This is a genomic window from Micromonospora sp. NPDC005194, from assembly GCF_040608335.1.
Taxonomy (GTDB): domain Bacteria; phylum Actinomycetota; class Actinomycetes; order Mycobacteriales; family Micromonosporaceae; genus Micromonospora.
In genome coordinates, this window is record NZ_JBEXIA010000012.1 from 150196 (window position 1) to 176321 (window position 26126).

Consider the following 26126-nt stretch of genomic DNA (forward strand, 5'->3'; position numbering starts at 1 on the left):
ACCGGGCGGCTTCGGCGCGACGTCATCCGACGGGTGACGCCGCGCCGGACGGGAGGTCAGGTGCGGGAGCGGCGCAGCGCCAACCCGCCGAGGCCGAGGGCGGCCACCCCCACCACGAGGGCCACGTACGCACCGCCGCGTCCGTTGCCGGTGCCGATCCCGCCGTCCGAGGTTGCCACCACCAGCGCGCCGAGGGCGACGCCGATCAGCCCGGCCGCCAGGGCCACGGTGGCCCCGAGCAGCCCGCTGCCGGTGCCGACGCGGCTGGCGGGCCGGGCCAGGGCCAACGCGCCGACGATCACCCCCGCCAGGCCCAGCAGACCGCCCACGATCGCACCGAGTCGCCCGGCGCTCATGGTGGTGACGCTGGCCGCCAGCGGTGCGGACGAGGTGTACGCGGCGGCCGGCGCGGCCAGCCCGAATCCTCCGGCCACGGCGGACGCGGCAGCGGTGAGCACCAGTCGGGCCCGCGTCGGCCTTGCTGAGAGCAACATGTGCTTCTCCTTCGTCGTACGTCTCGTTGGTTGTCGTTCGATCCTGTCGCCGCTTCGACCGTCGGTCGTCCGGCAGCCGGAGGCATTCCGCGCTGCCGCCACCGGCGCAGGCGACTGCCGCGCACGGCGCGGATGGCGCCCGACTACCGCAGGTGCGGTAGGCGCCGGTCGTCCGCGCGCAGGAGTCGCCCGGGGCGTACCTCGGGCTAGGGTGCGCCCATGAGCACAGGGCGTGCCGGTGTCCGGGACTGGGCCATCGCCGTCGGCGTGGCGGCGGTGCTGCTGGTCGCCGGGCTGTCCGCGGACCACTCCACCCTCGACAGCGACCTGCTCGGTTATCCGCTGCTGGCGGCCAGCGGTCTGGCGCTGGCGGCGCGTCGTCGGTGGCCCGTCGCCGTCCTGGCCGTCACCGGGCTGTGCGCCGTGGGGTACCAGGCGGTCGGTTTCGACGTGCCGGCCGTCGCCTTCCTGTTCGCGGTCTACACCGGCGTGCGGGCCGGCCACCGTGTCGTCACGGTCGTCGCCGCCGTGCTGATGCTTGTCGCTCTGCCCCTCACGGCTCTCGCCCCGCCGCAGGACCTGCCGCTGGGCGAGGCGCTCGCACGGGCCCGGGGCGCGCTCGAGGTGGCGTGGCTGATCGCCGCAGGCGCCGCCGGTGAGGCGTTGCGGCAGGCCGAGCGGCGGGCCGACGAGGCCGAGCGCACCCGGGAGGAGACCGCGCGCCGCCGCGCCGACGAGGAGCGGCTGCACATCGCGCGGGAGCTGCACGATTCCCTCACCCACCAGATCTCGATCATCAAGGTGCAGGCCGAGGTGGCCGTCCACCTGGCCCGCCGACGCGGCGAGGCGGTGCCGGAGGCGCTGCTGGCGATCCGGGAGGCCGGCCGTGAGGCGAGCCGGGAGTTGCGCGCGACCCTGGAGGCCCTGCGGGACGACGGCAGGAACCCGCCGCGCGGCCTCGAACACCTGCCGGAGTTGGTGCAGCGGGCCCGGATGGCCGGGCTGGACGCGACGTTGACGGTCGAGGGCGAACGACAGGCCGTGCCGGCGGCGGTGGACCGGACGGCCTACCGGATCGTGCAGGAGTCCCTCACCAACGTCGCCCGGCACGCCGCCGCGGCCACGGCGTCGGTCCGCGTCGACTACCGTCCGGACGCCCTCGCGATCCGCGTCGACGACGACGGCACGGCCACGCTGGCCACCGTGCCAAAGCCCGGAGTCGGGCTGCTCGGGATGCGCGAACGGGTCACCGCCCTGGGCGGTCGCCTCCACGCGGCGCCGCGGGACGAGGGTGGCTTCACCGTCCACGCGGAACTTCCCGTCGGTCCGCCCGGATGATCCGCGTCCTGCTGGTCGACGACCAGGCGCTGCTGCGCAGCGGCTTCCGCGCGCTCCTCGACATCGAGGACGACATCGAGGTGGTGGCCGAGGCCGCCGACGGCCGGGAGGGGGTCGCCCTCGCCCGGCGTCACCTGCCCGACATCGCGCTCATCGACATCCAGATGCCGGTGCTGGACGGCATCGAGGCGACCCGGCTCATCGCCGCCGACCCGGCCCTGGCCGGGGTGCACGTCGTGATCCTGACCAATTACGGCCTCGACGAACACGTCTTTCACGCGCTGCGCGCCGGCGCCGCCGGCTTCCTCGTCAAGGACATCGAGCCGGAGGACTTCCTGCATGCCGTACGCGTCGCCGCGCGGGGTGACGCGCTGCTCGCGCCGTCGATCACCCGCCGGCTCATCGACCGGTACGTCGCCGAGCCGCGCCACCTGCGGGCCCCGACCGGCCTGCGGGAGTTGACCACCCGGGAACGCGAAGCCGTCGTCCTGGTCGCCCAGGGCCTGTCGAACGACGAGATCGCCACGCGGATGGTGATCAGCCCACTGACCGCCAAGACCCACATCAACCGGGCCATGGCCAAGCTGCACGCCCGCGACCGCGCCCAACTCGTGGTCGTCGCGTACGAGTCCGGCCTGGTGGCCCCGCGCCAGGACTGACCCTCGGCGGCTCGCCGCGGACCAGGGGCTGCGAGCGGGCTTGCCGCGCGGGGTCCGGTTCGGCGCGTGCCATGATTGCGCCCATGGGCAAGCAGCAGCACGTCGGCGGGGCCGACCGGGACAGCGGGTCGGGCACGGCGGCCGACCGTCCGACCGGTGATGGGGCGGACGCGCGGCTCGCCGTCGCACACGACCCCACAACGCCACAGATGACCCTCATCGACCTGGCGTCCGACGCGTCGGTCGCGGTCCGCAAGGCGGTCGCGGCCCGGCCGGACGCGCCCGCGCAGGCCCTGCGGTCGTTGACCCGCGACCATGATCGTCATGTCCGGGAGGCCGTGGCGCGCAATCCCGCGACCTCGGTCGGCAATCTCCTGCGTCTGGTCAAGGACGCGGACCGGTGGGTCCGCTGGGCCGTCGCCGGCAACCCGGCCTGCGACGAGTCGGTCCGCCGGGTGATGGCAGCCGCACCCGACAAGGAGCTTCGGGGCCTGCTCGCCGAGACCCGCGAGTTGGAGCCCGAGCTGGCCGCCCGGCTGGTCGACGACGTCTCACCCGAGGTGCGGGAACGGCTCGCCACGCACACCCACGATCCGGACGTCATCGTCGCCCTGCTGGCCGACCGCACCGTCCGCGTCCGCAAGGGGCTCGCCCGCAACCCGCGGACCACCGCCGGGCAGCGCAGCGCCCTGGCCAGGGACCCGGCGGTCGACGTGCGGGCCGCGCTGGTCCGCGCGCTGGAGCTGGACGAGGAGGATCTGGCGGCCCTGGTCGACGACCGTTCGGTGCAGGTCCGGCTGGCGATGGCCACGTCGGAGATCATCCCGGCGCACGTCCGGCGGACGCTCGAAGGCGATCCCGACGACATGGTGGCCGCCGCGGCACGGGACTTCCGCCCCGGAGCCGGCAGCTCCCCGGTGGTGCGGGCTCCCCGCATCGGTTCCCGGCGTTCCGGCACCGGCCCGGGCCGCCCGGGCCGCGCCACGCGCTGAGGCCGGCTGCGTCCCGCGCTGAGGCCGGGTCGCGTCACCGTGCTGAGGCCGGCTCGCGCCGCGCGCTGAGGCTGGCTGCGCTACGCGCTGAGGCTGGCTGCGCTACGCGCTGAGGCTGGCTGCGCTACGCGCTGAGGCCGGCGGAGTTGCCGCGCGCTGAGGTCGGCCGGCCCTGCGGCGCCCGTCCGATCGAGCTACCGGCGGGACGCACCTGCCTGCGACGGGGAGGGTGGGGTGGCGCCGGAGCCGGTCGTGGACGGCGACGCCCCCTCGACCGGGAGGTCGCGGCCGGCGAGACGGCGGAGAAGCTTCCGGATCTGGCGCTTGTCCGCGGCGGAGACCGTGTCGTCGAGCAACCGCCGGCGGATGCTGCCCATGTCCGCCTCGACCTCCGCCAGCACCCGGGGCGTCACGGCGGCGTTCGGCATCGCGAGCGGCCGGATCGCGGCGGCGATGGAGAGGTCGAGGGTGGCGCAGAGGCTGCGCACCTTCGCCAGCTCGGGGTAGCGCTGCCAGTCACCGGCGAGCCAGCGGAACAGCGTCGAGCGGCTGACGCCGGTGTGCTGCGCGATGTCGCCGACGGTCCAACCGTGCTCCTCGCGGGCGTCGTCGACGGCCTGGCGGACGAACTGCGCGAAGGCCATCTGAGGGGTCATGGGGTAGCTGTCCATCTCAGCCGTGCCCTCCCACCCGGAATCGCCTCGGTGTACCCGGCTCGATGGTCAGTTCTGCTTCCCCATTCCCGTGACGGCGGTACCCCTGATCGTCCACCAGCTTCTGTGGTGGCGCAGCGGTGGCCGGCACGACGGCTTACTCGTTCGAGGTGGGTCGGATACTCAACTGCCGTTCGTCGCGGCGGAGCGGCCCGCGCCTCGGGTCACCGGACGACGGCGGACGGTCGGGGTCCGCTGCGGCCCGTCGTCCCGAACGTGTCCGCCTGTCCCGTTCACGGGCTGTGATGGACGCCGCAGCACGACGGCTACGCCCCGTGATCTGGGTACCGTTCGTCGAATCAGGTACCGTCCCCTGTCACACCGTCTTCGCACCAACCTGGCTGCCCGTCACAGGGGAGCCGAACCGGAGGGACACTCGTGAGAGTCCGTAGCGCAGTCCGTCAGGCCGGCCTTGTCGCGGCGGTCGCCGCTCTGGCGTTGAGCGCGGGATGCGCCAAGAAGGATGACAGCGAGGTCCAGGCCAGCGGGGTCAAGCTGGTCGAGGCCGGCAAGCTGACCGTCTGCACCCACCTGCCGTACCCGCCGTTCCAGTCGAAGGACGCCAGCGGCAAGGTCACCGGGTTCGACGTCGACGTGATGGACCTCGTGGCCAAGGAGCTTGGCGTCGAGCAGACGATCATCGACACGCCGTTCGAGGGGATCAAGTCCGGTCAGGACCTGAACACCGGCAAGTGCGACGCGGCGGCCGCCGGCATGACCATCACCGCCGAACGCCAGAAGGTGATGAACTTCTCCGACCCGTACTTCGACGCGACGCAGGCGTTGCTGGTCAAGACCGGGAAGCCGTACAAGTCGCTCGACGACCTGCGGGGCAAGAAGCTCGGCGTCCAGGCGGCCACCACCGGTCGTGACTACGCCCGGAAGTTCGAGAAGGAGAAGGGCCTGCAGCTGGTCGAGTTCGAGGATCTCGCCGCCCTGCAGCAGGCCGTCGCCAACGGCCAGGTCGAGGCCGCCGTCAACGACCTGCCGGTGTGGACCGAGTACCTCCGCAAGAACCCGGGTGGGTTCGAGGTGACCGCCGAGTTCGACACCGGCGAGCAGTACGGGTTCTCGGTGAAGAAGGACGGCAACCCGGAACTGCTCAAGAAGATCAACGAGACGCTGGCCAAGGCCAAGCAGGACGGCTCGTACGACGCGATCTACTCCAAGTGGATCGGCAAGCGGCCGAGCGCCTGATCGAAGCTCAGTGGGGAAGGGCGCGCGCGACGCGCGCCCTTCCCGTCGGCACACTCCGGGAAGGCAACGAGCCAACGTGAAGCTGCGACGCCGCCAGCGGGAACGACTGTCCCTCGGCATCCAGTACCTGGTCTTCGTCGCGATCATCGCCGCGGTGCTCTTCGCCGCGGACTGGGGCAGGCTCAAGGACGCGTTCTTCCGCGTCGACATCATCGAGTCGATGTTTCCGACGATCATCACCGTGGCGCTGCGCAACACGATCCTCTACACGTTGGGCGCGTTCGCCTTCGGCCTCGTGTTCGGCACCGTCCTCGCCCTGATGCGGCTGTCCCGGGTGGCGCCGTACCGCTGGCTGGCGACCGCGTACATCGAGCTGTTCCGGGGTCTGCCGGCGCTGCTGATCCTCTTCCTCGTCGGGTACGGCATCCCCATCGCCTTCCCGGAGCGGGAGATTCCCGGCGGCGTGTTCGGCTCGATCGCGATCGGTCTCGGCCTCACCGCCGCCGCGTACATGGCCGAGACCATCCGGGCCGGCATCCAGGCCGTGCCGAAGGGGCAGATGGAGGCGGCCCGCACCCTCGGCATGTCGCACTTCACCGCCATGCGCACCATCGTCATTCCGCAGGCGTTCCGGATCGTCATCCCGCCGCTGACCAATGAGCTCATCCTGCTCACCAAGGACTCGTCGCTGGCCTACGTGCTGGGCGTGACGGCGCAGACCATCGAGGTCACCAAGTTCGGCCGGGACATGCTCAACGACCGGGTGAACGCCACGCCGCTGCTGGTGGCCGGCCTCGCCTACCTGGTCATCACCCTGCCCCTGTCCCAGGTGGTGCGCCGCCTCGAACTCCGCTACGCCAAGGCCCGGTGACCCGCATGACGACCACCCCGTCCCGTCCCGCCGTCGAGATCCGCGACCTGCACAAGTCCTTCGGGCCGCTCGAGGTGCTCAAGGGCATCGACTTCGAGGTCGGCCAGGGCGAGGTCGTCTGCGTCATCGGGCCGTCCGGCTCCGGCAAGTCGACGCTGCTGCGCTGCGTCGACCTGCTGGAGGAGCCGACCGCCGGCACGATCTGGGTGAACGGCGTCGAGATGACCGACCCCGACGTCGAGATCGACGCGGTACGCCGGGGCATCGGCATGGTGTTCCAGTCGTTCAACCTGTTTCCGCACCTGACCGTGCTGAACAACCTCACCATCGCCCAGCGGCGGGTGCTGCGGCGCGGTCGCGCCGAGGCCGAGCGGATCGCGCGGGCCAACCTGGAGCGTGTCGGCCTGACCGACAAGGCCGACGCGTTCCCGGCGCAGCTCTCCGGCGGGCAGCAGCAGCGGGCCGCGATCGCCCGGTCGTTGTCGATGGAGCCGAAGCTCATGCTCTTCGACGAGCCGACCTCGGCGCTCGACCCGGAGCTGGTCGGCGACGTGCTCACCGTCATGCGGGGGCTCGCCGAGGACGGCATGACGATGATGGTGGTCACCCACGAGATGGCGTTCGCCCGGGACGTGGCGGACCGGGTCGTGTTCATGGACGGTGGCGTCGTGGTCGAGCAGGGGCCGCCGCAGGAGGTGCTGGGCGCGCCGAAGCACGAGCGGACGCGCGCGTTCCTCGCCCGGGTCCTCGACCCGACCCGGGTGGAGCGGCTCGGTCAGCCTGACCAGTCGCCCGAGCCGCCCGAGGCGCCCGGCCTGCCGACGGACGACCGGCACACCGTCTGAGCACTCCACATCGCCTGGTCAATCGACGTACGGCGTGATCTCGCGGTAATCTTCCTGCAATCAGACCTGTACTTTCGTCGATGGATTACATAAGTTGGGTTCATCCATCGAAAGTTCTGAGTCTTCCGAGCGAAGTCCGCGACGATCCTCACCTCAGTCGTGCTGCCGCCTTGTGCTCGGCGGTCGATGCACCCTGCCCTCGTCGCGTCTTCGCCCGGTCGGGAACGGAGACCCATGGACGATCACGCCGTTGGCTCCCATCGTCACCTGTCCCGCCGATCACTGATCGCCACCGGGGCGCTCGCCGCCGGGGCGCTGGGCGCGTCCGCGCCCACGCTCGGCGGCGCGTTCGGAGGCAGCCCGGCCCGGGCCGCCGCCGGAGTGACCAAGAAGGTCACCATCTACGCCGAGCAGTTGCCCGGCGGGCTGTTCGGGTACGGCCTCGCACCCGGGCAGGCCACCGTGCCGGGGCCCGTGCTGGAGATCTACGAGGGTGACACCCTGGAGATCACCCTGGTCAACACCACCACCCAGCGGCTGTCCATCCACCCGCACGGGGTGGACTACAGCACCGACTCGGACGGCAGCCCGTTCAACGACTCGTTCAACAACCCCGGCGAGACCCGGACGTACGTCTGGCGCTCCCACGAGATGGTGGCCGCGTCGGGTCGCCGGTACATGCCGGGCAGCGCCGGCTACTGGCACTACCACGATCACGCCATGGGCACCGACCACGGCACCGCCGGAGTCGCGAAGGGCCTGTACGGGGCGCTGATCGTCCGCCGGCGCGGCGACATCCTGCCGGAGAAGCAGTTCACTGTCGTGTTCCACGACATGACGATCAACAACCGGATGGCCCCGGACACGCCGATGTTCGAGGCGAACCTGGGCCAGCGGGTGGAGTGGCTCGCCATCGGGCACGGCAACCTGTTCCACACCTTCCACCTGCACGCGCACCGCTGGGCGGACAACCGCACCGGAATGCTGGAGGGACCGGCCGACCCGAGCCTGGTCATCGACAACAAGGACCTCAACCCGGGCAGCTCGTTCGGGTTCCAGGTGCTCGCCGGGGAGGGCGTCGGACCCGGCGCGTGGATGTACCACTGCCACGTGCAGAACCACTCCGACGGCGGCATGGCCGGGATCTTCCTGGTGCGCAACGCCGACGGCAGCATGCCCCCCGGCGCCGAGGAGGCGATCCACCGGTTCCAGGGCCACACCCACACGCATGGAAGCTGACCGAAAGTGGGGACGGGGATGACCAGAGACGTACGACGAGCCCTCGCCGCGGTAGCGGCCTTCGCCACACTGATTCCGGCCACGGCCACGGCCACGGCGGCGACCGCCGCGCCGCGACCCGCGGCCGCCGCCCAGGCGGCCCAGCCGCCCAGAACAGCCGTGCTCGTATTCCACGGGCCGGTGGCCGAACAACAGGACCCGGTGTCGCGTGCCGTGGACACCATCCGACAGCTTGCGGCCAGTCATGACATCGATGTCACGGCCACCACGGACCCGGCGGTCTTCACCACGACCGGGCTCTCGGCGTACCGCAGCGTGGTCTTTCTCTCCGCGACGGGCGCCGCGCTCAACCGCGACCAGGAGTCGGCGCTCCAGGGCTACATGAAGGCCGGCGGGGGTTTCGTCGGCATCGCCGACGCCGCCCGCGCGCAGGTCGACTCCACCTGGTTCACCGGCCTGATCGGCACCCGCCCGGCGGGCGCCATCCCGGTTGCCGAGCCGGTGGCCGCGGTGACCGCCAGCGGCGAGAACCCGCCGAGCGAGACCAAGGAGAAGCTGACCGACGGCGACGCCAACACCAAGTGGCTGGTCCGCACCCCGACCGCGTGGGTGGCGTACCAGCTGGCCGCACCGAAGCGGATCACCGGGTACGCGCTGACGTCGGCCAACGACTTCGTCGGGCGGGACCCGAAGGACTGGACCCTGCAGGGCTCCACGGACGGCCAGACCTGGTCCGATCTGGACCGGCGCACCAACCAGACCTTCGCGGAGCGGTTCCAGACCCGGCGGTTCGACATCGCCACGCCGCAGGAGTTCAGCCGCTACCGGCTGAACATCACCGCCAACAGCGGCGAGCCGCTGATCCAGCTCGCCGACCTGCGCCTGTTCACCGGGACGGCCACCGCGCCGCCGCCGACCCCCGTGAACCGGGCGGTGGTCGACATCCTGGACCGTAAACACCCGGCCACCGCGTCGCTGCCGCTGACCCTCACCCGGTCGGACCGCTGGGACAACTGGGACCCGAACCCGATCGGCGCGGTGCACACCCTCGCCCAGGTCGAGGAACGGCACTACGACCCGGGGCCGGGCGCCAACGGCCCGTTCCACCCGGTGTCCTGGTGCCGGGACTACGACGGCGGGCGGTCGTTCTACACCGGCATGGGCCACACCGAGGGCAGCTACGGCGAGGAGGCGTTCCGCGCGCACCTGGCCGGGGCGCTGAACTGGACCACCGGGCGCGTACGCGGTGACTGCCAGGCGACGATCGCCGCGAACTACAAGGTGGAGCGGCTCACCGCCGCCAACCAGACCGGGCAGCTGGACCAGATCGGCGAGCCGCACGGGCTCACCATCGCGCCGGACGGCACGGTCTTCTACGTCGGCAAGGCGGCCTGCCCCAGCGGCCCGATCGCGGACTGGAACGACCCGAACGTCGGCCTGGGCTGCGGCACCATCCACTCCTGGGACCCCCGCAGCAGGCAGGTGAAACTCCTCACCACCCTGCGGGTCATGGGCAACCGGGGCAGCGGCTCAGAGTTGGTGAAGAACGAGGAGGGCCTGCTCGGCATCGTGCCCGACCCGAAGTTCGCCGAGAACGGCTGGCTCTACGTCTACTGGATGCCACACGAGTCGATCGACCGGGTGAAACGGGTCGGGCAGCGCACCATCTCCCGCTTCACCTACGACCGGGCGGCCCAGACCATCGACCAGGGCACCCGCAAGGACCTGCTGCAGTTCCCGGTGCAGATCCACAGCTGCTGCCACGCCGGCGGCGGCATGGCGTTCGACGCGAAGGGCAACCTCTACGTCGGCTCCGGCGACAACAACTCCTCCGAGGGGTCGCAGGGCTACTCCGGCAACAACTGGACCCAGGAGTACCAGGGGATCTCGTTCCAGGACGCCCGCCGTACGTCGGGTAACACCAACGACCTCGCCGGAAAGATCATCCGGATCCACCCCGAGGCGGACGGCACGTACACCATCCCGGAGGGCAACCTCTTCCCGCCCGGCACCGAGAAGACCCGCCCGGAGATCTACGTAATGGGCGTGCGCAACATCGCCCGCCTCCAGATCGACCCGGAGCACCAGTGGCTGACCGCCGGCTGGGTCGGCCCGGACGCCGCCTCGCCCAGCCCCACGCTGGGCCCCGCCAAGTACGAGACCGCCACCATCATCACGTCGGCCGGCAACCAGGGCTGGCCGTACTGCATGGGCAACCGGCAGCCGTACCGGGACCGCAGCAGCACCGACGCGACAGTGCTGACCGGCTGGTACGACTGCGGCAACCTGAAGAATGAGTCACCGCGCAACACCGGGCTGGTGGACATCCCGGCGGCCCGGGACAACATGATCTGGTATTCGCCGGATGGCGGCGGCCCGGTCTTCCCGAAGCGCACCGACGGCAGCGGCCTCCCGACGTACGTCGCGGCCGACGCCACCTACACGCAGCCGTACCTGCGCGGCGGCGGGCAGGCCATCATGTCCGGTCCCACCTACCACCGCGACCGGGTCGATCCGAACAGCACTGTGGCGTGGCCGGCGTACTGGGACGAGAAGTGGTTCATCGGCGACGAGTCGAACGCCGCCAACCGGGTCGCGGTCACCGTCGACCCCGCCGGCGTGCCGACGGCCACCCCGCCGGTGTACGCCGAGTCGCTGCGGGCCATCATCCCCAGCGGCAACGGTGACACCCGGCTGCAGAGCTGGATGGACGCCAAGTTCGGCCCGGACGGCGCGCTCTACCTGCTCGACTACGGAGGCGGGTTCTTCAGCCTGCACCCCAACCAGAAGCTCATCCGGATCACCTACACCGGCGGTGCGCCCACCCCGGCACCGGCGGCGAACTCCGTCGCCGTGCAGAACAAGCCGTTGACGATCGCCTTCACCGGCTCCCGGTCCGGCGGCGTGAGCCACCGGTGGGAATTCGGCGACGGCGCCACGTCGACCGAGGCGGACCCCCGGCACACGTACGCCAAGGTCGGCACCTACACCGCGAAGCTCACCGTCACGTACGCCGACGGCGAGACGGCGACGGTGCAGACCACCGTCACGGTCGGCTGCGCGGTGCCGGACTCCCGGGACACGGTGTGGCTCGGCGACACGGACACCGGAGTGCCCAGCCGCACGGTCGGGCAGGGGTGCACGATCAACGACCTGATCGACGACGAGAGCACCTGGCCCGACCACAACGCCTTCGTCCGGCACGTGAGCGCGGTGACCCGCGCGTTGCAGGACGACGGCCTGCTCAACGCCCGCGAATCGGGCACGCTCACCCGCCTGGCCGCCGCGTCCGAGATCGGCCGGGACGGGCGCACCGGATACGAGCCGCTCTACGACGGCACCGCCGAGTCGCTGCGTGGTTGGCAGCAGGCTCCGACGGGATCGTTCAGCATCCAGCCGGACGGGGCACTGCGTTCCAGCGGCGGCCTCGGCATGCTCTGGCACACCAAGGAATTGGCGGACTTCTCGCTCAAGGTGCAGTTCCGCGACATCGCACCGGGCACCGGCCGCGCCAACACCGGCGTCTTCATCCGCTTCCCGGACCTGCGAACCCCGCTGGAGCAGCGGCCACCGGGCAGCTGCGGCACGATCGGGTCGGCCCGGACCTCGCCGGCCTGGATGGCGATCTACTGCGGACACGAGATCCAGATCTACGACGGGGACACCGGCGAGCCGCAGAAGACCGGTTCGGTCTACAACTTCGACCCGGTGCCGCTCGCCCAGGCCGGCGTCACGCCGAAGAACGTGTGGAACGACTACGAGATCCGGGCGGTCGGGCAGCACTACACGATGATCCGGAACGGCGTGGTGATCAACGAGTTCGACAACACGCCGGGCAAGCAGTCCTCCCGTGCCGGCGACCCGCCGACCGACCTGCGGCAGTTCCTGCGCGGCTTCATCGGCCTGCAGAACCACGGTGACAACGACCTGACCGAGTTCCGCAACATCCGCGTGCGGGAACTCTAGGAGAGACGATGATCCGACGACTCACGGCCGCGCTGGCGGCGCTCCTGCTCACGGTCACGCCGTTGGCCGCGCCACCCGCCTCCGCCGCCCCGCGCGCCGCCGCGGACCAGGTGCTGACCTGGACCGCCGACGACAACACCACCCGCTACAAGTCCGTGCCCACCCAGGCGGTGGCCGGCGCGGCGACGATCATCTGGGAGAACAGCGCGGCCACCGGCAACACGACCGGAATGCCGCACACCCTGACCTTCGACACCAGCACCGAGGGCTACAACCACGACGTCACAGTCAACATCCTGGCCAGCCCGTTCGACGCCAACGACGGCCGGCACCAGGCGACCGTCACGCTGACCCCGGGCCGGTACCGCTACTTCTGCTCGATCCCCGGCCACAGCCAGATGGTCGGCGAACTGGTCGTCACCGACGGCGGGGGAGGCGACGACACCACGCCGCCGACGGTCACCGCCGCCGTGTCGGGCGACCGCGACCAGGACGGCAACTACGTCGGTACGGCGACGGTCACCGTCACGGCCACCGACACCGGCTCGGGTGTGGAGACCGTCGAGTACCAGGTCGACGACACCAGCTTCACGCCGTACACCCAGCCGGTGCGCATCAGCGCGGTCGGCGACCACTCGGTGCAGTTCCGCGCCACCGACCAGGCCGGCAACACCAGCACGGTCGGCTCGGTGTCGTTCCGCATCGTCGAGCCGACCGAGGAGGACACCACCGCGCCGGTGGTCACGGACGCGCTGGCCGGCGACCGCGACGGCGACGGCAACTACGTCGGTACGGCCACCGCCACGCTGACCGCCACCGACGCCGAATCGGGGGTCGCCACCATCGAGTACGCCCTCGACGGCGCGGCCTTCACCGCGTACACGAATCCGATCGTGGTGACCGCGGTCGGGATGCACATGCTGCACTTCCGGGCGACCGACGTCGCCGGCAACACCTCGGCGGAGCAGATGGCCCACTTCACAGTCGTCGCCCCGCCGGAGGAGGACGACACCCCGCCCACGGTGGCCGCCACGGTCACCGGCGAGCGGGACGCCGCCGGCGCCTACGTCGGCGCGGCGACAGTCACCGTCACCGCGACCGACGCCGGCTCGGGCGTGGCGTCGGTCGAGTACGCGCTCGACACCGGCGGCTGGACCGCGTACGCCGGCCCGGTCACCGTCCGCACGCCCGGCGCGCACACCCTGCGGTACCGGGCGACCGACACCGCGGGGAACGCCGCCGCCGAGCGGTCCACCACGTTCACTGTGGTGGCCGACGGCACCGACGCCTGCCCCGCGTCCGACACCCGGGCCACGGTGATCATCGACGGTGACGACACCGGCGTGGCCAACGCCGACACCGGCGACGGTTGCACCATCAACGATCTGATCGACGAACACGCCGACTACCCCGGCCACGCCGACTTCGTCCGGCACGTCGAGGCGGTCACCACCGCTCTCGTGACCACCGGAACGCTGACCAAGCGGCAGCAGGGCGCCATCGTCCGGGCCGCGGCCCGATCGGACGTCGGCGCATGAGCACCCGAATCTCACCGACAGGGAGTACCACGATGCCCGGACGTACCGTCGCCAAGCTGGCCACCGTGACCGCCGTTATCGCCGCCTCGGTGCTGGCCGTGGCGCCCACCGCCCACGCCGACCTGGTCACCCACTGCATCGGCACCGGCGGTGCGGTGACCGTGCCCAACGACCTGCTCGTTCCGGCCGGTGAGTCATGTGCGCTGACCGGCACCACGATCACCGGCAACGTCACCGTCGCCGCCGGCGCCAACCTGGTGGTCACCGGTGGCCGGGTCAGCGGTGAGGTACGCGTCGCCGCCGACGGCTACCTCGACGCCACCGAGACCAGCGTCGACGGCCAGGTGGTGCTGGCCGCCGGCGGGTACGGCGTCTTCCTGTCCGACGCCCAGACCGGTGCGGTGACCGTCCGGCCGAAGGGCTCGGCCACCATCGACAGTTTCCTGTTCGCCGAGGCGGCGACGATCGCCGGGAACGTCACCGTCGGCGCCGGTGAGGTCCGGCTCGACGGGGGCACCCAGGTGACGCGCAACGTCAGCAGCACCGGCACCTACTACACCGACGTGCACGACTCGTTCGTCGACGGCACCCTGTCGGTGCTCAACAGCGCCACCGGCAGTGTCGTGTGCGGCAGCGCGGTCCGGGGTCGGGCCACGTTCGCCGGCAACCTCGGCGGTGTCCAACTCGGCCCGAACGGCGGCCTGGACAGCTGCGCCTCCGGCGGCTACTGGGGCGCGGACGTCAGCGTCACCACCACCACCGGTGGCGTCACGGTCGACGACAACATCATCAACGGCCAGCTGACGGTGACGGGCAACAACCCGGCCGCGCAGGTGGCCGCGAACAACCGCATCCGCGGCGGCGTGACCGGCGAGCAGGCCGCGCCGACCGCCAACCGGGCGGCCCGGATGGCCGCCCCCGACCGGGAGGACGCGGGCGACGAGCGCGCCGAGGTCCGTCGTACCTCGGCGGTGCAGGAGGCCACCGCGGCCGGCGACGCCCGGCTCTAGGGGATCGACGCCCGCGGGCGTCGGGTCGGACGGCACACCGCGTCCGACCCGACCCCGCGGGTCACCGGGTGAGCGCCCGCGCCCTACCCCGCCCGCTGCGCCCCGATCGCCGTCGGGAGCCCGCTGCGGCCCCGGACGCCGAGCTTGACGTACGCCCGCTGAAGGTGGTTCTCCACCGTCCGCACCGACAACACCAGCTTGGCCGCGATCGCGGCATTGTCGTGCCCGGCCGAGGCCAGTTCGCAGATCTGTCGCTCCCGGGGAGTGAGCCCGTCCCGGTCCGACGGCCGAGGGCTCAACGGGGGCCAGTATCCGCCGCACCGCTCCCGCAGCAGGTCCGCGCGCCGGGCCAGCAGGTTGGCCCGGCGCTGGTCGCCTCGACGGTGGCACGCCCTCTCGGCGGCGACCACGGCCTCCAGCCCGAGCGTCAGGTAGCCGCTGGCCTCCAGGGCGCTGCCGACGCGTTCCAGCGCGGCCGGGTCGTCGGCGGCGAGCGCGTGGGCGTACTCGGACCACAGCGCGAACAGTGGACTGTCACAGTCGGCGGTGACCGTGCACAGCCGCTCGGCGGTCGCGGTGCCGGGCTCCAGGCGAGACAGCAGGTGCAGGCACTCGACCGTGACCGTCGTCGCCTGCCCGGCACGCCCCTGCAACTCCCGCAGCGTCGCGACGGCCGTCGCCGGGTGGCCCTGCGCGGCGGTCAGCCAGGCCGCGGTCAACTCGGCGTCGATGGCCACCAGCCCGCCGCCGTGCGGGCCGTCGCCGTCGGTGCGATCGTCGAAGAGCTGCCGCAACAACCTCCCGCTCTCCGCCAGCTCACCCAACTGCGCCGCCACGTACGCGTTCGCCGACAGCACGTAGTCGCGGATCGGGAACAGCGTACGGTCGGCGGTGAGGGTCCGCGCCTCGTGCAGCCAGCGCATCGACCGCCGCATCTGCCCGGCGTGGTAGGCGCACTTGCCCAGTGAGAAGGCGAGCAGCCCGACCGCGTCCGCCGCGCCCCGCGTGACCGCGTCCCGGTAGTAGCGTTGGGCCAGCCGCTCGGCGTCGTGCAGTCGCCCGGACAGCAGCAGGGCCTGCACGTGGCAGGCCTGCGTCGCGGCACGCATCGTCGGCCAGGTCTCCGGGATGTCGACCTCTCCGGTGTCGAACATCCGCACCGCCTGCCCCGGCTGCCCGTCGAACAGCAGCAGGTACGGCAGCAACGCCGCGACGGCCGTCGCCAGCAGCGGGTCCCGGGGCCGGTCGGCGGCCAGGCGTGCCATCAGGGCACGCGCGCCCCCCGCGTCGCCGCCGAACGCCGCGATCCCCACCTCCGCCGCGAGCAACCCGGCGAGCGCGTCGGCGGGCAGGTCGTGACGGCCCGCGTCGATCACCTCGCGGGCGCGGTCGGGCCGTCGGTCACCCCAGTACATGTTCAGCGCCCGCAGCGCCGTCGCCTCGGCGCGGTCGCGCGCGTCGTCGAGGTCGGCCGCGGCGCGGGCCAGGTGCCGGTCGGCCTCGTCGCCGCGCCCCTGAGCCACCAACGCCCGGCCCACCTGCCAGTCGCCCCGCGCCGAGTCGACCCTGCGGCCCAGCCGCTCGGCCAGCGCCGCGTCGTGACGGCGCAGCGCGTACTCCGACGCGGCCAGCAGGTCGTCCGGATCGACCGGCAGATCGGCCTCGCAGCGCCAGGCCGCGATCCGTGCCCGGTCCTCGGTGCCGCCGCCGTCGACGCCCGCCAGCGCCTCGGCCAGGGTCCGGCGCAGCCGGCGGGCCCGCAGCTCCCCGGTGCGGTTGCGGACCACCTCGGCGTACAGCGGATGGCCGGTCTGCACCAGCACGCCCGTGTCATGCCGGACCAGGCGGATCAGGCCGCGCTCCTCGAGCCGTTCCGCGACGGGCGGGTCGACGGTCCGCTCGATCAGCGCCAGCGGAGCCGGCTCGGCGTGCGCGACGTACCGCAACGCCTCGGCCTCCTCCGGGCTGAGCGTGCCGAGGGTCTGTTCGATGAGGTCGGACAGGTGTGTGGAGCACAGCGACTCGGCGGGCCACGTCCACATCCCGTCGCGCTGGACGAGGCCACCGTCGCGCAACCCGCACCGGAGCGCCTCGCGCAAAAAGAGCGGGTTGCCCTGGCTGATCCGCCACAGCGCGCCGATCGTCAGACCGTCGACCGGGCCGCCGAGCCCCTCGCGGACCAGCACTGCGGTCTCGTCCGGGTCCAAGGGCGGCACGTGGACCCGGTCGACCGCGCGGAAGCGGTGCAGCGCCGCGACCGGCGCCGCGTGCAGGGCGTCACCCCGGACGCTCGCGACCACCCGCACGGTGCCGCCCGCGACGAGGCGTTCGAGGAGCGCCCCGGACGCGTCGTCCAGCCAGTTGAGGTCGTCCACCCCGACCACCACGCCCCGGCCCGCCGCGACCTCGCGCAGCCGGCGCTCGACGTCGCGAAAGACGTCGGCGACGCTCGCGTCCGACGGCTGGGGCAGCCGGCTGGCGAGCACGCCGAACGGCACGCCGCGCCAGCCCGGAGTGGCGGTGACCCGGAGCACGACATGTTGCCGTCGCAGCGCCTCAGCCAGCACCTCCTCCAGCAGCCGGCTCTTGCCCACCCCCGGATCGCCGGTGAGCAGGACGCCCCAACCCGCCGACGCGGTGAGCGCTTCGACCGCCCGGTCACGCTCGCGCGCCCGGCCGACGAACGGCCATCCGGCGTCCCCGTCGACGAAACCCCCTGATGCAGCCACGGAACCCCTTCAAACCGGCCGGGTGCCCGCCCCGGGCCCGGTCGCCATCTCCGTCCTCGATCCGCTCGCTCGGCCGGACCGTGTGTGCGCGGCGGTCTGGGTGGCGCGGGCCCCACCCTCACACACCCCCATCCGGTGGCGCCGTCAGCTTCCAGACATGCCTGCACACCTGACGCTCCGACCGCGCGGTTCGGTTGTCGTCCGCGTGACACCACCGGCCCGGGATGAGGTAGCGGCTACTCATGTGCCGGCACCCCCGTGGCCCGCACGCTGGTTTCTGCAAGCGACCGCCGGACAGGCCGACGGTCGTCGCGAAAGGAGCCACGAATGTCCATCACCGACATCGTCAGCAGCTGGAAGGACGAGTACCGCCGCGCCGCCTCGCCCGAGGCCGTCGAGACCCACCCGGCCGGTCTGGTCGAGCTGGACCGCGACCAGTTGGAGACCGTGGCCGGCGGCGCCGCCGCGACCACCGGCCACACCACGGCGTGCTGCCACTGCGTCTGCTGATCTTTCGAACCCTCGGGTCCGCACGGGGTCCGGGCCCGGCCCGGACCCCGTCGTTCCGCCCACCCCACCGTCACGGGAGCCCCGCATGTCCGAACACCCGCACCGCGCCGCCGACGACCCGAGTGTCCGCGTCGAGCAGCGCCTCCTGGCCGCGCTGAGCATCGCCGAACGGCTGGCCGCGCCCGTGCCGACGGCCTCGCTGCCCGGCGAGCGGTCGCGGTGGCGGCTGTCGCGGTGGCGCACCGCCGGCGCGTTCACCAACGACGAGGACTGGCGACGCCGGCTGGCGGCCGAGGGCATCGACGAGCAGATGCTTCTCGCTCTGCTCGACGAGACGCCCGAGCTGCTCGCCGCACGTCTTGACGGGACGCCAGCATGGATCGACGAACTGCTCGCCTGCTACGCGCGAGCGGCGGACGGGGAGATCGACCCCGATCTGCTGCCCGGCCGCCCGCTCGACGCCTGCCTCGTCCTGGTGGCGCCCCTGGTCGCACAGGCCCGCGCCCAGGTGGCACGTCAGGCTCGTCACCTCGCCGACGACGCTGTGCCGCTGCCGGCCGACGCGGACCGGCTGGGACTGACCGGCCTGCTCGACGAACTGGTCGTGCTCCTCAGCCGGGCCGTCGTCCTGGAACTCAACATCGACCGGCTGCGCGGCACGTCGTCCGGGGCGACGCCGCAGGAGCGCTTCGTGGCGTTCTTCGGCCGGTACCGCGCGCCCGAGGCCGCCCTGGACCTGCTGGCCGACTACCCGGTCCTGGCCCGGCAGGCGTACGAGCTGACCCGCGCGTGGGCCGAGCGCACCGTCGAGTTCCTGCACCGGCTCCGCGCCGACGCGCCGACGCTCGCGGCGACCTTGCACTCCGGGGCCCCGCTCGGTCGCCTGGTCGAGGTCCAGGAGACCGGCGACCCCCACCGCGACGGCCGCCGGGTGCTGGTGGCGACGTTCGACAGTGGGCTGCGGCTGGTCTACAAGCCCCGCCCGGTTGCCGTCGAGGCCCGGTTCCAGCACCTGCTGGCCTGGCTCAACGACCGCGGCGCCGACCTGCACACCTTCACCGTGCTGCCGCGCGGCGAGTACGGCTGGGCCGCGTACGTCGACACCCGCGCGCCCGCCACGCCGGCCGGACAGCGCCGCTACGCCCACCGGTTCGGCGCCCTGCTGGCCCTGTTGCAGGCCATCGGCGCCACCGACTGCCACCAGGAGAACGTGGTCGCCCACGGTGAGCATCCGGTCCTGATCGACCTGGAGACCGTGTTCACTCCGGCGGTCGCCCGGTCCACGAGCGCCCGGGGCGGGGACGCGATCGCCGACTCGGTGCTCGCGGTCGGCCTGCTGCCTCGCGCCGACGAGGCCGCCGGACCGGTCGGCGACGGCTGCAGCTGCTCGGCGTGGCAGGACGAGGGGACCGACGAGATGCGGCTGTGCGCTCCCGGTCACCACCACGACGAGCCGGGCCGGCAGGACCCCGCCACCGCCGGCGCGGCGATCGACGTCGCCGCGCACCTGCCGCGGGTGGTGCAGGGGTTCGAGTCGATGACGCACCTCCTCGCCGCCGTCCGAGACGACCTGCTGGCCCCGCACGGGCCGCTCACCGCGTTCGCCGCCGACGAGATCCGCGTCGTGCTCCGCCCCACCCGCACGTACCTGCGGCTGCGCGACGCGGCGCTGCACACCGACGCGCTGCAGGACGGCCTCGACACCGAGCGGCTGTACGACTGGCTCTGGTCGGGGGTCGCGGAACTGCCGCTGCTGGCGGCCACCGTCGCGTCGGAGCGCGCCGACCTGGCACGCCGCGACGTGCCGATGTTCACCACCCGGGTGGACTCGCGTGACCTCTGGAGCAGCCGGGGCCAACGACTGCCGGGCCTGCTGGCCCGGTCCGGACTCGACGAGGCGCGTCGCCGGCTGGCCCGGCTCGGGCCGGCCGACCTGGCCCGGCAGCGCTGGCTGATCGAGGCCGCCTTCGCCGCCCGGGTGGACGGCACCGACGCGCCCCACGCGCGGGTGCGCTGGCGGCTGGCGGATCTGGCACCGGCGTCGACGCCCGCCCCGGCGGCCTACCTGGCCGCCGCGGCCGAGGTGGCGGACGTGGTGGCCGGTCTCGCCTGCCCCGGTGCCGAGCCGACCTGGTTCGGCCTCACGCCCTCGGCCGCCGACCCGGGCCGGTGGGCGCCGACGCCGCTCGGCCCGCACCTCTACGACGGCATCGCGGGCGTGGCGCTCTTTTTGGCCCACGCCGGCCGACTCACCGGTGAACGGCGATTGACCGACCTCGCCGGCCGGGCGGCTGCCGGGCTGGCGGCCCGCGTCCTCGACCAGCGGATTCCCGGCGACCGGATCGGCGCGTTCACCGGCTGGTCGGGCCTGCTCTACACCTTCGGGCACCTCGGGGCGCTGTGGCGGACCGACCGGTACGCGCCGGTGGTCGACGTGGCGTTGGCGCGGATCGTCGGGCTGGCCGCCGGCGAGCAGGCCCTCGACCTGGTCGACGGGTACGCCGGCGCCGTCCTCGCCGTCTCCGGCGCGGGTCTGGACCCCGACCGGGTCGAGCCCGCCCTGCGCGCGGCCGCCGGACGACTTCGCGCCGCCGCCGAGCACTACCCGCACCCGGCCCGTGGGGCCGCCGGCGACCTCCTCGGCGGGCTGTCGCACGGCTCCGCCGGCATCGCCGCCGCGCTGGCCCGCGCCGGGCAGGTGACCCGCGATCCCGCCTACACCGACGCGGCGGCCCGCGTGCTCGCGTACGACCGCAGCCTGTTTCGCCCTGAGCTGGCGAACTGGGCTGACCTGCGCCGGCCGGGGCAGAGCACGGTGACCTGGTGCCACGGCGCCCCCGGGGTGGGGCTGTCGCGGCTGCTGCTGCGCGACGCCCTCGGCCCCGACGAGGCGCTGGACGCGGAGATCGGCACGGCCGTCCGGACGACGCTCGCCACCGGCTTCGGTCGTAACCACTCGCTGTGCCACGGCGACCTCGGCAACCTCGACCTGCTGCTGACGGCCGCCCCCCAGCAGGCGGCGGCGCCCGCGGCGGCGGTGCTGCGCGACGGCCTCAGCGGTGGCTGGCGCTGCGCCAACCCGACAGCGCTTGCCACGCCGGAGCTGATGACCGGCCTGTCGGGGATCGGGCTCGCCCTGCTGCGGCTCGCCGCACCCGAACGGGTGCCGTCGGTTCTCCTGCTGGCGCCACCGGCGGACGCGCGCACCGGCGTGCTCGGCGTTCGGAGGCGACAGTGGGCCGCCTGACCAGCATCCCGGCGTGGTGGCGCCGGCAGCGGGTGCCGCTGGTGATGCAGATGACCGACACCGACTGCGGAGCCGCGTGTCTGGCCATGGTCGCCCGCCGGCACGGCGTACGCGCCTCGCTGGCGCGGGTGCGCGACAAGCTCGACGTCGGCCGCGACGGCGTCACCGCGCGGGCGCTGCTGACCGCGTCCTCCCGGTTCGGGTTGCGGGGCCGCGCGTTCCGCGCCGACGCCGCCCAGGTCGGGGAGCTGCCCCTGCCGGCCGTCGCCCACTGGGAGGACGCCCACTTCGTCGTGGTGGAGCACGTCGGCGTGCGGGGTGTCCGGCTCGTCGACCCGGCGCTCGGGCGTCGGCTGCTCAGCGCCGCCGAGTTCGCCGCCGGCTTCAGCGGCACGGTGCTGACCTTCACCCCCGACCCCGCGGCCGTGTCCGAGCCAGCCGTCTCCCGGCCCGGTCCGGTGGCCCGCTGGCGGCGCGCGCACCCGCTGCTGCGGCCCTTCCTGCCCCGGCTGGGCGCGGCGTTCGGCGTCTCCCTGGTGCTCCAGACCCTGGGACTGGCCCTGCCCCTGGCCACGACGGTTGCCTTCGACCAGATCATGCCGGCCCGGGAGACCGGCCTCATGCCGTACCTGGCGTTGGGCATCGCGGCGCTGGTGCTCACCCAGTTCGGCGTGGCCTACCTGCGCTCCCGGCTCCTGGTCACGTTGCAGGCCAGGGTGGACGCCGCGCTGATGACCCGGCTGTTCGGGCACCTGCTGCGGCTGCCGTACGCGTTCTTCCAGCAGCGGGCCAGCGGCGACCTGATGCAGCGGCTGTCCAGCAGCATCCTGCTGCGCGAACTGGTCACCACCCAGGTCCTGACGGCGGTCATCGACGGTGTGCTGGTGATCGCGTACTTCGGGGTGCTGGTGGCCAGGGACCTCACCTTCGCCGGGCTCGCCGCCGCGATCGGTGTCGTCCAGGTGGCGGCCGTCGCGCTGGTCAACGGCCGACTGCTCCGGCTGAGCCAGCGACATCTCACCGTGCAGGCCGACGCGGAGAGCGCGTTGATGGAGGCGCTGTCGGGCATCGCGACGGTCAAGTCGATGGGCGCCGAGCGGCAGGTGTACGACGGTTGGCTGCGCCGCTACACCACCGCGCTGGACGCCGACATCGCCCAGAACCGGCTCTCGGCCACGGTCGCCAACATCACCGCGAGCGTCCAACTCGCCGGGCCGCTGGCGCTGCTGTGGCTCGGCACCGGTCGGCTCTTCGAGGGCGCCGGCCTCGGTGCGACCCTGGGCCTGCAGGCGTTGGCGCTGTCCGCGCTCACCCCGTTGGCCTCGCTGGTGAGCAGCGCGCAGGTGCTCCAGTCGGTCGTGTCGCACCTGCAACGCCTGCGGGACGTCTTCGCCGCCCAGCCGGAGCCCGCCGGGGACCCCGACCTGCCCGCGCCCCGCCTCACCGGCCGGATCAGCGTCCGCGACCTGAGCTTCCGCTACGACGGTGGCGCGGCGCCGGTGCTGCGGGAGATCTCCTTCGACGTCGCACCGGGGGAGAAGGTCGCCGTGGTGGGGCCGTCGGGCAGTGGCAAGAGCACCCTGGCCATGCTGCTGACCGGCCTCTACCGGCCCACCGGCGGGGAGATCCTGTTCGACGGGGTGCCCCTGTCGCGCATCGACCCGACCGCTCTGCGCCGCCAGTTCGGGGTGGTGTTGCAGGAGAGCTACCTGTTCCGCGACTCCATTCGGCGCAACATCAGCCTGGTGCATCCGGGTGCCGGCATGCCGGCGATCCGGGCGGCCGCCGAGGCCGCCGCGATCGACGAGGACATCGCGGCGATGCCGATGGGCTACGACACCCAGGTCGCCGAGCGGGGCCAGGCGCTCTCCGGTGGGCAGCGGCAGCGGCTGTCCATCGCGCGGGCCCTGGCGGGGCAGCCCGCCGTGCTCCTGCTGGACGAGGCGACCAGCCACCTCGACGTGGCCACCGAGCGGCGCGTCGACGAGGCGATCTCGGCGATGCGCTGCACCCGGATCGTGGTGGCCCACCGGCTGAGCACCGTCCGTAACGCCGACCAGATTCTCGTCGTCGCCGGTGGCCGGCTCGTGGAGCGCGGACGGCACGACGAGCTGCTGCGTGCCGGGGGCGTGTACGCCGACCTGGTCCGCTGCCAGTTGACCGACGACGAACCCGCCCACGCAGGAGGCGACGCATGGATACCCGTACCGTGACCGAGGCGCCGCAGCGCCCGGTCGTCTCCGCCGACGACCCGGGGCCGTTCCCGGCGCGGCGGATCCTCGTCGCCGCCTGCGGATCCGCGGACGTGCTGACGCTGCCTCAGTCGATCATGGTGATGCGCCACGCGTTGGGACTCGACGTGCGGGTCGTGCTCACTCCCGCCGCTGCCCGCTTCGTCCCGGCTGCTTCGTTCGCCCTCCTGACCGGACGCCCGGCGCTGACCGACGAGGAGGCGACGACCGACGTCGCGCACCTGACCCTGACCGGGTGGGCCGATCTGGTGCTCGTCATGCCCGCCACCGCCAACACCCTGGCCAAGGCGGCCCTGGGAATCGCCGACACCCTGGTCGCCACCTGCGTGCTGGCCGCCGCCGCTCCGGTCGTGCTGGTGCCGTCGATGAACGCGGCGATGTGGCAGCGCCCCGCCGTGCAGCGCAACGTGGCGCGGTTGCGCGCCGACGGGTACGGCGTGGTGCCGCCCGTTCCCGTGCTCGCGCTGAGCACCGGCACCCTCGCGGGCCGGGGGATGCCACCGGTGGAGGCGGTGCTGGAGTGGACCGCCGCCCACCTGCTGGCGCAGGGAGCGGGCCGTGGCTGAGGCACGCTCCGGGTACGGGCCGAGAATCGCCGCGGCGGCCACCGCGCTCGGCGCCGTCCTGCTCGTGGTGGCGGCCACCCCGTTCCTGCGCGCGTACGCCGACCCGGCCACCCACCGACCGGCCGCCGCGATCGGGGTCGACGCCGACCGGGCCGGCTGCGATCCGGAGCTGACCGACCGGATCAGTGGCGCCGGCCTCCACGTCGGCCCGGGGACCGCCGAGCCGTACGTCACCCGCGTCCGGTACGACCTGGTCCCACCGTCGTCCGGGCCGCACTTCGTGGTGCCCGCCCCGACCGTGCGCCGGTTCTATGTCACCCGTGACCGCCCGCCGATCGAGACGCTGGTCCACAACCTGGAACACGGCTACACCGTGCTGTGGTACGTCGAACCGCTCGCCCCCGACCAGATCGAGGCACTGCGGGCGCTGGCCCGGACGTTCGGCGACGACCGCTACGGCGGCAGGTTCGTGGTCGCGCCGTGGGACCTCGACTACGGGGCGTTCCCGGCCGGCCGGCCGCTGGCCCTGTCGCACTGGGGAGCGCAGGCCGGGTACCGGCAGTTCTGCGCCGCGGTCAGCGGCGCGGCCGTGCAGCGGTTCGTCCTGGCGCACCCGCCGCGCGACGCTCCCGAGCCGACCGGCATGTGACGCCGCCGACGGCGCGACGGTGCTGCCCGGCTCTGACCGCTGCACGCGACGGCGGCCGGTCACCTCGGGGTGGCCGACCGCTGTCGTCGTGGCGCGTCAGCCGGCTACGGCCGTGCCGTAGAACGCGCTCGGATCGCCGGCGAGGGATGCCTTGACGTGGGCGCTCCACTCGTCGGCGAGGACCTCGAGTCGGCCGGCCTCGATGCCGTCGAGGGCGGCGTGGACGACGTCGGCGGGGTCCATCTTGTCGCCGTCGTAGTCGGCCATCATGTCGGTGTCGGCGGCGCCCAGGTGCAGTCCGGTCACCAGCGTGCCCTGCGCGGCCAGTTCGAGCCGGACGCCGTTGGTCAGGCTCCACTCGGCCGCCTTGGCGGCGCTGTAGGCGTTCGCCCCGTCGTAGGAGAACCACGACAACGCCGACAGGACGTTGAGGATGGCGCCGCCGCCGTTGGCACCCAGGACCGGGGCGAACGCGCGCACCATGTCGAGGGTGCCGTAGAAGTGCGTGTCCATCTCGGATCGGACCATGCGCAGGTCGCCGGTGACGAGGTTGGTCCGGGTGGTGATTCCGGCGTTGTTGACGAGCAGGGTCACGTCGGAGGCGAGCGCTGCGGCGTCCCGCACCGCCTGCGGGTCGGTGATGTCCAGGCGGAGCCTCTCGACGCCGGGGATGTCGATCTGTTCGGGGTCGCGGGCCGTGGCGTACACCTTCGTCGCGCCGCGTTCGAGGAGTTGCCGGGTGAAGTGCCGGCCGATGCCACGGTTGGCGCCGGTCACCAGCGCGATCGAGCCTGAGATCCGCATGATGCCCTCTGCTTGGGTTGGACGAGGATTCGTACGCGACCTACGCTAAAACCTGACGTGGACGTGAGAGACAAGGTTGTGTGGCGGCTGTCACCGCCGTGGGGGAGGGGTCGTGCGGATCGGAGAACTGGCCGCCAGCACGGGTGTGTCGGTGCGCGCCCTGCGCTACTACGAGGAGCAGTCGCTGCTGATCCCCGAACGCAGCGGCGGCGGCCAGCGCCACTACGACGAGAAGGCGCTCGACCGCGTCCAGCTCATCCAGACGCTGTACGCCGCGGGTCTGTCCAGCAGGACGATCCTGGATCTGCTGCCCTGCGTCGACGCGAAGGTCAACACCCCGCAGTCCCGTGCCCTGCTGAACGCCGAACGCGACCGCCTCACCCGACAGATCGACCAACTCGTCCAGGTCCGGGACCGACTCGACGCGGTGATCAGCTCCAGCGAGAGCCCGGCCAGCGGCTGCGCCTATGCGGACGCCGCCCTGTGGTGATCGCCCCCGTGCTCCCC

The 26126-nt window shown here is 72.9% G+C and carries 19 protein-coding genes and 1 pseudogene; 16 read left to right on the top strand and 4 right to left on the bottom strand.

The window, feature by feature from the left end:
• Nucleotides 1–56 precede the first annotated feature (56 nt).
• Nucleotides 57–494 carry a DUF6223 family protein gene (locus ABZU53_RS13510; protein WP_355065985.1) on the bottom strand — a complete coding sequence of 146 codons (438 nt, stop codon included), beginning with the start codon at nucleotides 492–494 and terminating at the stop codon, nucleotides 57–59.
• A 219-nt stretch (nucleotides 495–713) separates the two neighbouring features.
• On the opposite strand from ABZU53_RS13510, the gene ABZU53_RS13515 reads away from it, so the two are divergent.
• The 3 genes from ABZU53_RS13515 (at nucleotide 714) to ABZU53_RS13525 (ending at nucleotide 3483) form a co-directional block, all read left to right on the top strand.
• Entirely contained in the window at nucleotides 714–1832 is a 1119-nt protein-coding gene (locus ABZU53_RS13515) for a histidine kinase (protein ID WP_355065986.1), read from the top strand.
• Nucleotides 1829–2491 carry a response regulator transcription factor gene (locus ABZU53_RS13520; RefSeq protein WP_355065988.1) on the top strand — a complete coding sequence of 221 codons (663 nt, stop codon included), beginning with the start codon at nucleotides 1829–1831 and terminating at the stop codon, nucleotides 2489–2491. The genes ABZU53_RS13515 and ABZU53_RS13520 overlap by 4 nt, the downstream gene beginning before the upstream one ends.
• Nucleotides 2492–2574: 83 nt before the next feature.
• The gene (locus tag ABZU53_RS13525; RefSeq protein ID WP_355065990.1) at nucleotides 2575–3483 is read left to right on the top strand and encodes a hypothetical protein; all 909 of its coding nucleotides are present in this window, start codon (nucleotides 2575–2577) and stop codon (nucleotides 3481–3483) included.
• 284 nt (nucleotides 3484–3767) lie between these two features.
• On the opposite strand, the pseudogene ABZU53_RS13530 reads toward ABZU53_RS13525, so the two are convergent.
• Nucleotides 3768–4154 (bottom strand): annotated as a pseudogene (locus ABZU53_RS13530) (helix-turn-helix transcriptional regulator); the annotation flags it as partial.
• Nucleotides 4155–4574: 420 nt separating this feature from the next.
• Between ABZU53_RS13530 and ABZU53_RS13535 the strand changes: the two are divergent.
• From ABZU53_RS13535 to ABZU53_RS13565, 7 genes are all read left to right on the top strand, one after another.
• Nucleotides 4575–5393, top strand: a complete 819-nt coding sequence (locus ABZU53_RS13535) for a basic amino acid ABC transporter substrate-binding protein (RefSeq protein WP_354862520.1) — start codon at nucleotides 4575–4577, stop codon at nucleotides 5391–5393.
• A gap of 76 nt (nucleotides 5394–5469) precedes the next feature.
• A complete protein-coding gene (locus ABZU53_RS13540; RefSeq protein ID WP_354862518.1) occupies nucleotides 5470–6264 on the top strand; it encodes an amino acid ABC transporter permease in 795 nt (264 codons plus the stop codon).
• Between the two features lie 5 nt (nucleotides 6265–6269).
• The gene (locus tag ABZU53_RS13545; RefSeq protein ID WP_355065991.1) at nucleotides 6270–7109 is read left to right on the top strand and encodes an amino acid ABC transporter ATP-binding protein; all 840 of its coding nucleotides are present in this window, start codon (nucleotides 6270–6272) and stop codon (nucleotides 7107–7109) included.
• 234 nt (nucleotides 7110–7343) lie between these two features.
• Entirely contained in the window at nucleotides 7344–8348 is a 1005-nt protein-coding gene (locus tag ABZU53_RS13550) for a multicopper oxidase domain-containing protein (RefSeq protein ID WP_355065993.1), read from the top strand.
• 18 nt (nucleotides 8349–8366) lie between these two features.
• A complete protein-coding gene (locus ABZU53_RS13555; RefSeq protein WP_355065995.1) occupies nucleotides 8367–12314 on the top strand; it encodes a ThuA domain-containing protein in 3948 nt (1315 codons plus the stop codon).
• 8 nt (nucleotides 12315–12322) lie between these two features.
• A complete protein-coding gene (locus ABZU53_RS13560; protein ID WP_355065997.1) occupies nucleotides 12323–13852 on the top strand; it encodes a plastocyanin/azurin family copper-binding protein in 1530 nt (509 codons plus the stop codon).
• Nucleotides 13853–13884: 32 nt separating this feature from the next.
• Complete coding sequence (locus ABZU53_RS13565; protein WP_354862509.1) at nucleotides 13885–14862, top strand: hypothetical protein; 978 nt, start codon at nucleotides 13885–13887, stop codon at nucleotides 14860–14862.
• Nucleotides 14863–14945: 83 nt separating this feature from the next.
• On the opposite strand, the gene ABZU53_RS13570 is transcribed toward ABZU53_RS13565, so the two are convergent.
• Nucleotides 14946–17591, bottom strand: a complete 2646-nt coding sequence (locus tag ABZU53_RS13570) for an AAA family ATPase (RefSeq protein ID WP_355065999.1) — start codon at nucleotides 17589–17591, stop codon at nucleotides 14946–14948.
• Between the two features lie 327 nt (nucleotides 17592–17918).
• Here ABZU53_RS13570 and ABZU53_RS13575 point away from each other — a divergent pair, with 327 nt between their 5' ends.
• The 5 genes from ABZU53_RS13575 to ABZU53_RS13595 all read left to right on the top strand — a co-directional run bounded on the left by ABZU53_RS13575 (nucleotide 17919) and on the right by ABZU53_RS13595 (nucleotide 24815).
• A complete protein-coding gene (locus tag ABZU53_RS13575) occupies nucleotides 17919–18101 on the top strand; it encodes a mersacidin/lichenicidin family type 2 lantibiotic (RefSeq protein ID WP_234581741.1) in 183 nt (60 codons plus the stop codon).
• An 85-nt stretch (nucleotides 18102–18186) separates the two neighbouring features.
• Nucleotides 18187–21348, top strand: a complete 3162-nt coding sequence (locus ABZU53_RS13580; protein ID WP_355066001.1) for a type 2 lanthipeptide synthetase LanM family protein — start codon at nucleotides 18187–18189, stop codon at nucleotides 21346–21348.
• Nucleotides 21336–23561, top strand: coding sequence for a peptidase domain-containing ABC transporter (locus tag ABZU53_RS13585; protein WP_355066002.1), 2226 nt, complete (start codon nucleotides 21336–21338; stop codon nucleotides 23559–23561). The genes ABZU53_RS13580 and ABZU53_RS13585 overlap by 13 nt, the downstream gene beginning before the upstream one ends.
• Nucleotides 23543–24166, top strand: coding sequence for a flavoprotein (locus ABZU53_RS13590; protein WP_355066004.1), 624 nt, complete (start codon nucleotides 23543–23545; stop codon nucleotides 24164–24166). The genes ABZU53_RS13585 and ABZU53_RS13590 overlap by 19 nt, the downstream gene beginning before the upstream one ends.
• Entirely contained in the window at nucleotides 24159–24815 is a 657-nt protein-coding gene (locus tag ABZU53_RS13595; protein ID WP_355066006.1) for a DUF3105 domain-containing protein, read from the top strand. The genes ABZU53_RS13590 and ABZU53_RS13595 overlap by 8 nt, the downstream gene beginning before the upstream one ends.
• Nucleotides 24816–24911: 96 nt before the next feature.
• On the opposite strand, the gene ABZU53_RS13600 is transcribed toward ABZU53_RS13595, so the two are convergent.
• A complete protein-coding gene (locus tag ABZU53_RS13600) occupies nucleotides 24912–25619 on the bottom strand; it encodes an SDR family oxidoreductase (RefSeq protein ID WP_355066008.1) in 708 nt (235 codons plus the stop codon).
• 112 nt (nucleotides 25620–25731) lie between these two features.
• Between ABZU53_RS13600 and ABZU53_RS13605 the strand changes: the two genes are divergently transcribed.
• Nucleotides 25732–26109, top strand: a complete 378-nt coding sequence (locus ABZU53_RS13605) for a MerR family transcriptional regulator (RefSeq protein ID WP_355066009.1) — start codon at nucleotides 25732–25734, stop codon at nucleotides 26107–26109.
• The last annotated feature ends 17 nt before the right edge of the window (nucleotides 26110–26126 follow it).

What these genes read in the sequence shown, in the direction of transcription:
- ABZU53_RS13510 (WP_355065985.1), bottom strand. Translation starts at nt 494, where the DNA reads ATGTTGCTCTCAGCAAGGCCGACGCGGGCCCGACTGGTGCTCACCGCT.
- ABZU53_RS13575 (WP_234581741.1), top strand. Translation starts at nt 17,919, where the DNA reads ATGTCCATCACCGACATCGTCAGCAGCTGGAAGGACGAGTACCGCCGC.
- ABZU53_RS13555 (WP_355065995.1), top strand. Translation starts at nt 8,367, where the DNA reads ATGACCAGAGACGTACGACGAGCCCTCGCCGCGGTAGCGGCCTTCGCC.
- ABZU53_RS13545 (WP_355065991.1), top strand. Translation starts at nt 6,270, where the DNA reads ATGACGACCACCCCGTCCCGTCCCGCCGTCGAGATCCGCGACCTGCAC.
- ABZU53_RS13590 (WP_355066004.1), top strand. Translation starts at nt 23,543, where the DNA reads ATGGATACCCGTACCGTGACCGAGGCGCCGCAGCGCCCGGTCGTCTCC.
- ABZU53_RS13580 (WP_355066001.1), top strand. Translation starts at nt 18,187, where the DNA reads ATGTCCGAACACCCGCACCGCGCCGCCGACGACCCGAGTGTCCGCGTC.
- ABZU53_RS13565 (WP_354862509.1), top strand. Translation starts at nt 13,885, where the DNA reads ATGCCCGGACGTACCGTCGCCAAGCTGGCCACCGTGACCGCCGTTATC.
- ABZU53_RS13600 (WP_355066008.1), bottom strand. Translation starts at nt 25,619, where the DNA reads ATGCGGATCTCAGGCTCGATCGCGCTGGTGACCGGCGCCAACCGTGGC.
- ABZU53_RS13520 (WP_355065988.1), top strand. Translation starts at nt 1,829, where the DNA reads ATGATCCGCGTCCTGCTGGTCGACGACCAGGCGCTGCTGCGCAGCGGC.
- ABZU53_RS13515 (WP_355065986.1), top strand. Translation starts at nt 714, where the DNA reads ATGAGCACAGGGCGTGCCGGTGTCCGGGACTGGGCCATCGCCGTCGGC.
- ABZU53_RS13525 (WP_355065990.1), top strand. Translation starts at nt 2,575, where the DNA reads ATGGGCAAGCAGCAGCACGTCGGCGGGGCCGACCGGGACAGCGGGTCG.
- ABZU53_RS13550 (WP_355065993.1), top strand. Translation starts at nt 7,344, where the DNA reads ATGGACGATCACGCCGTTGGCTCCCATCGTCACCTGTCCCGCCGATCA.
- ABZU53_RS13560 (WP_355065997.1), top strand. Translation starts at nt 12,323, where the DNA reads ATGATCCGACGACTCACGGCCGCGCTGGCGGCGCTCCTGCTCACGGTC.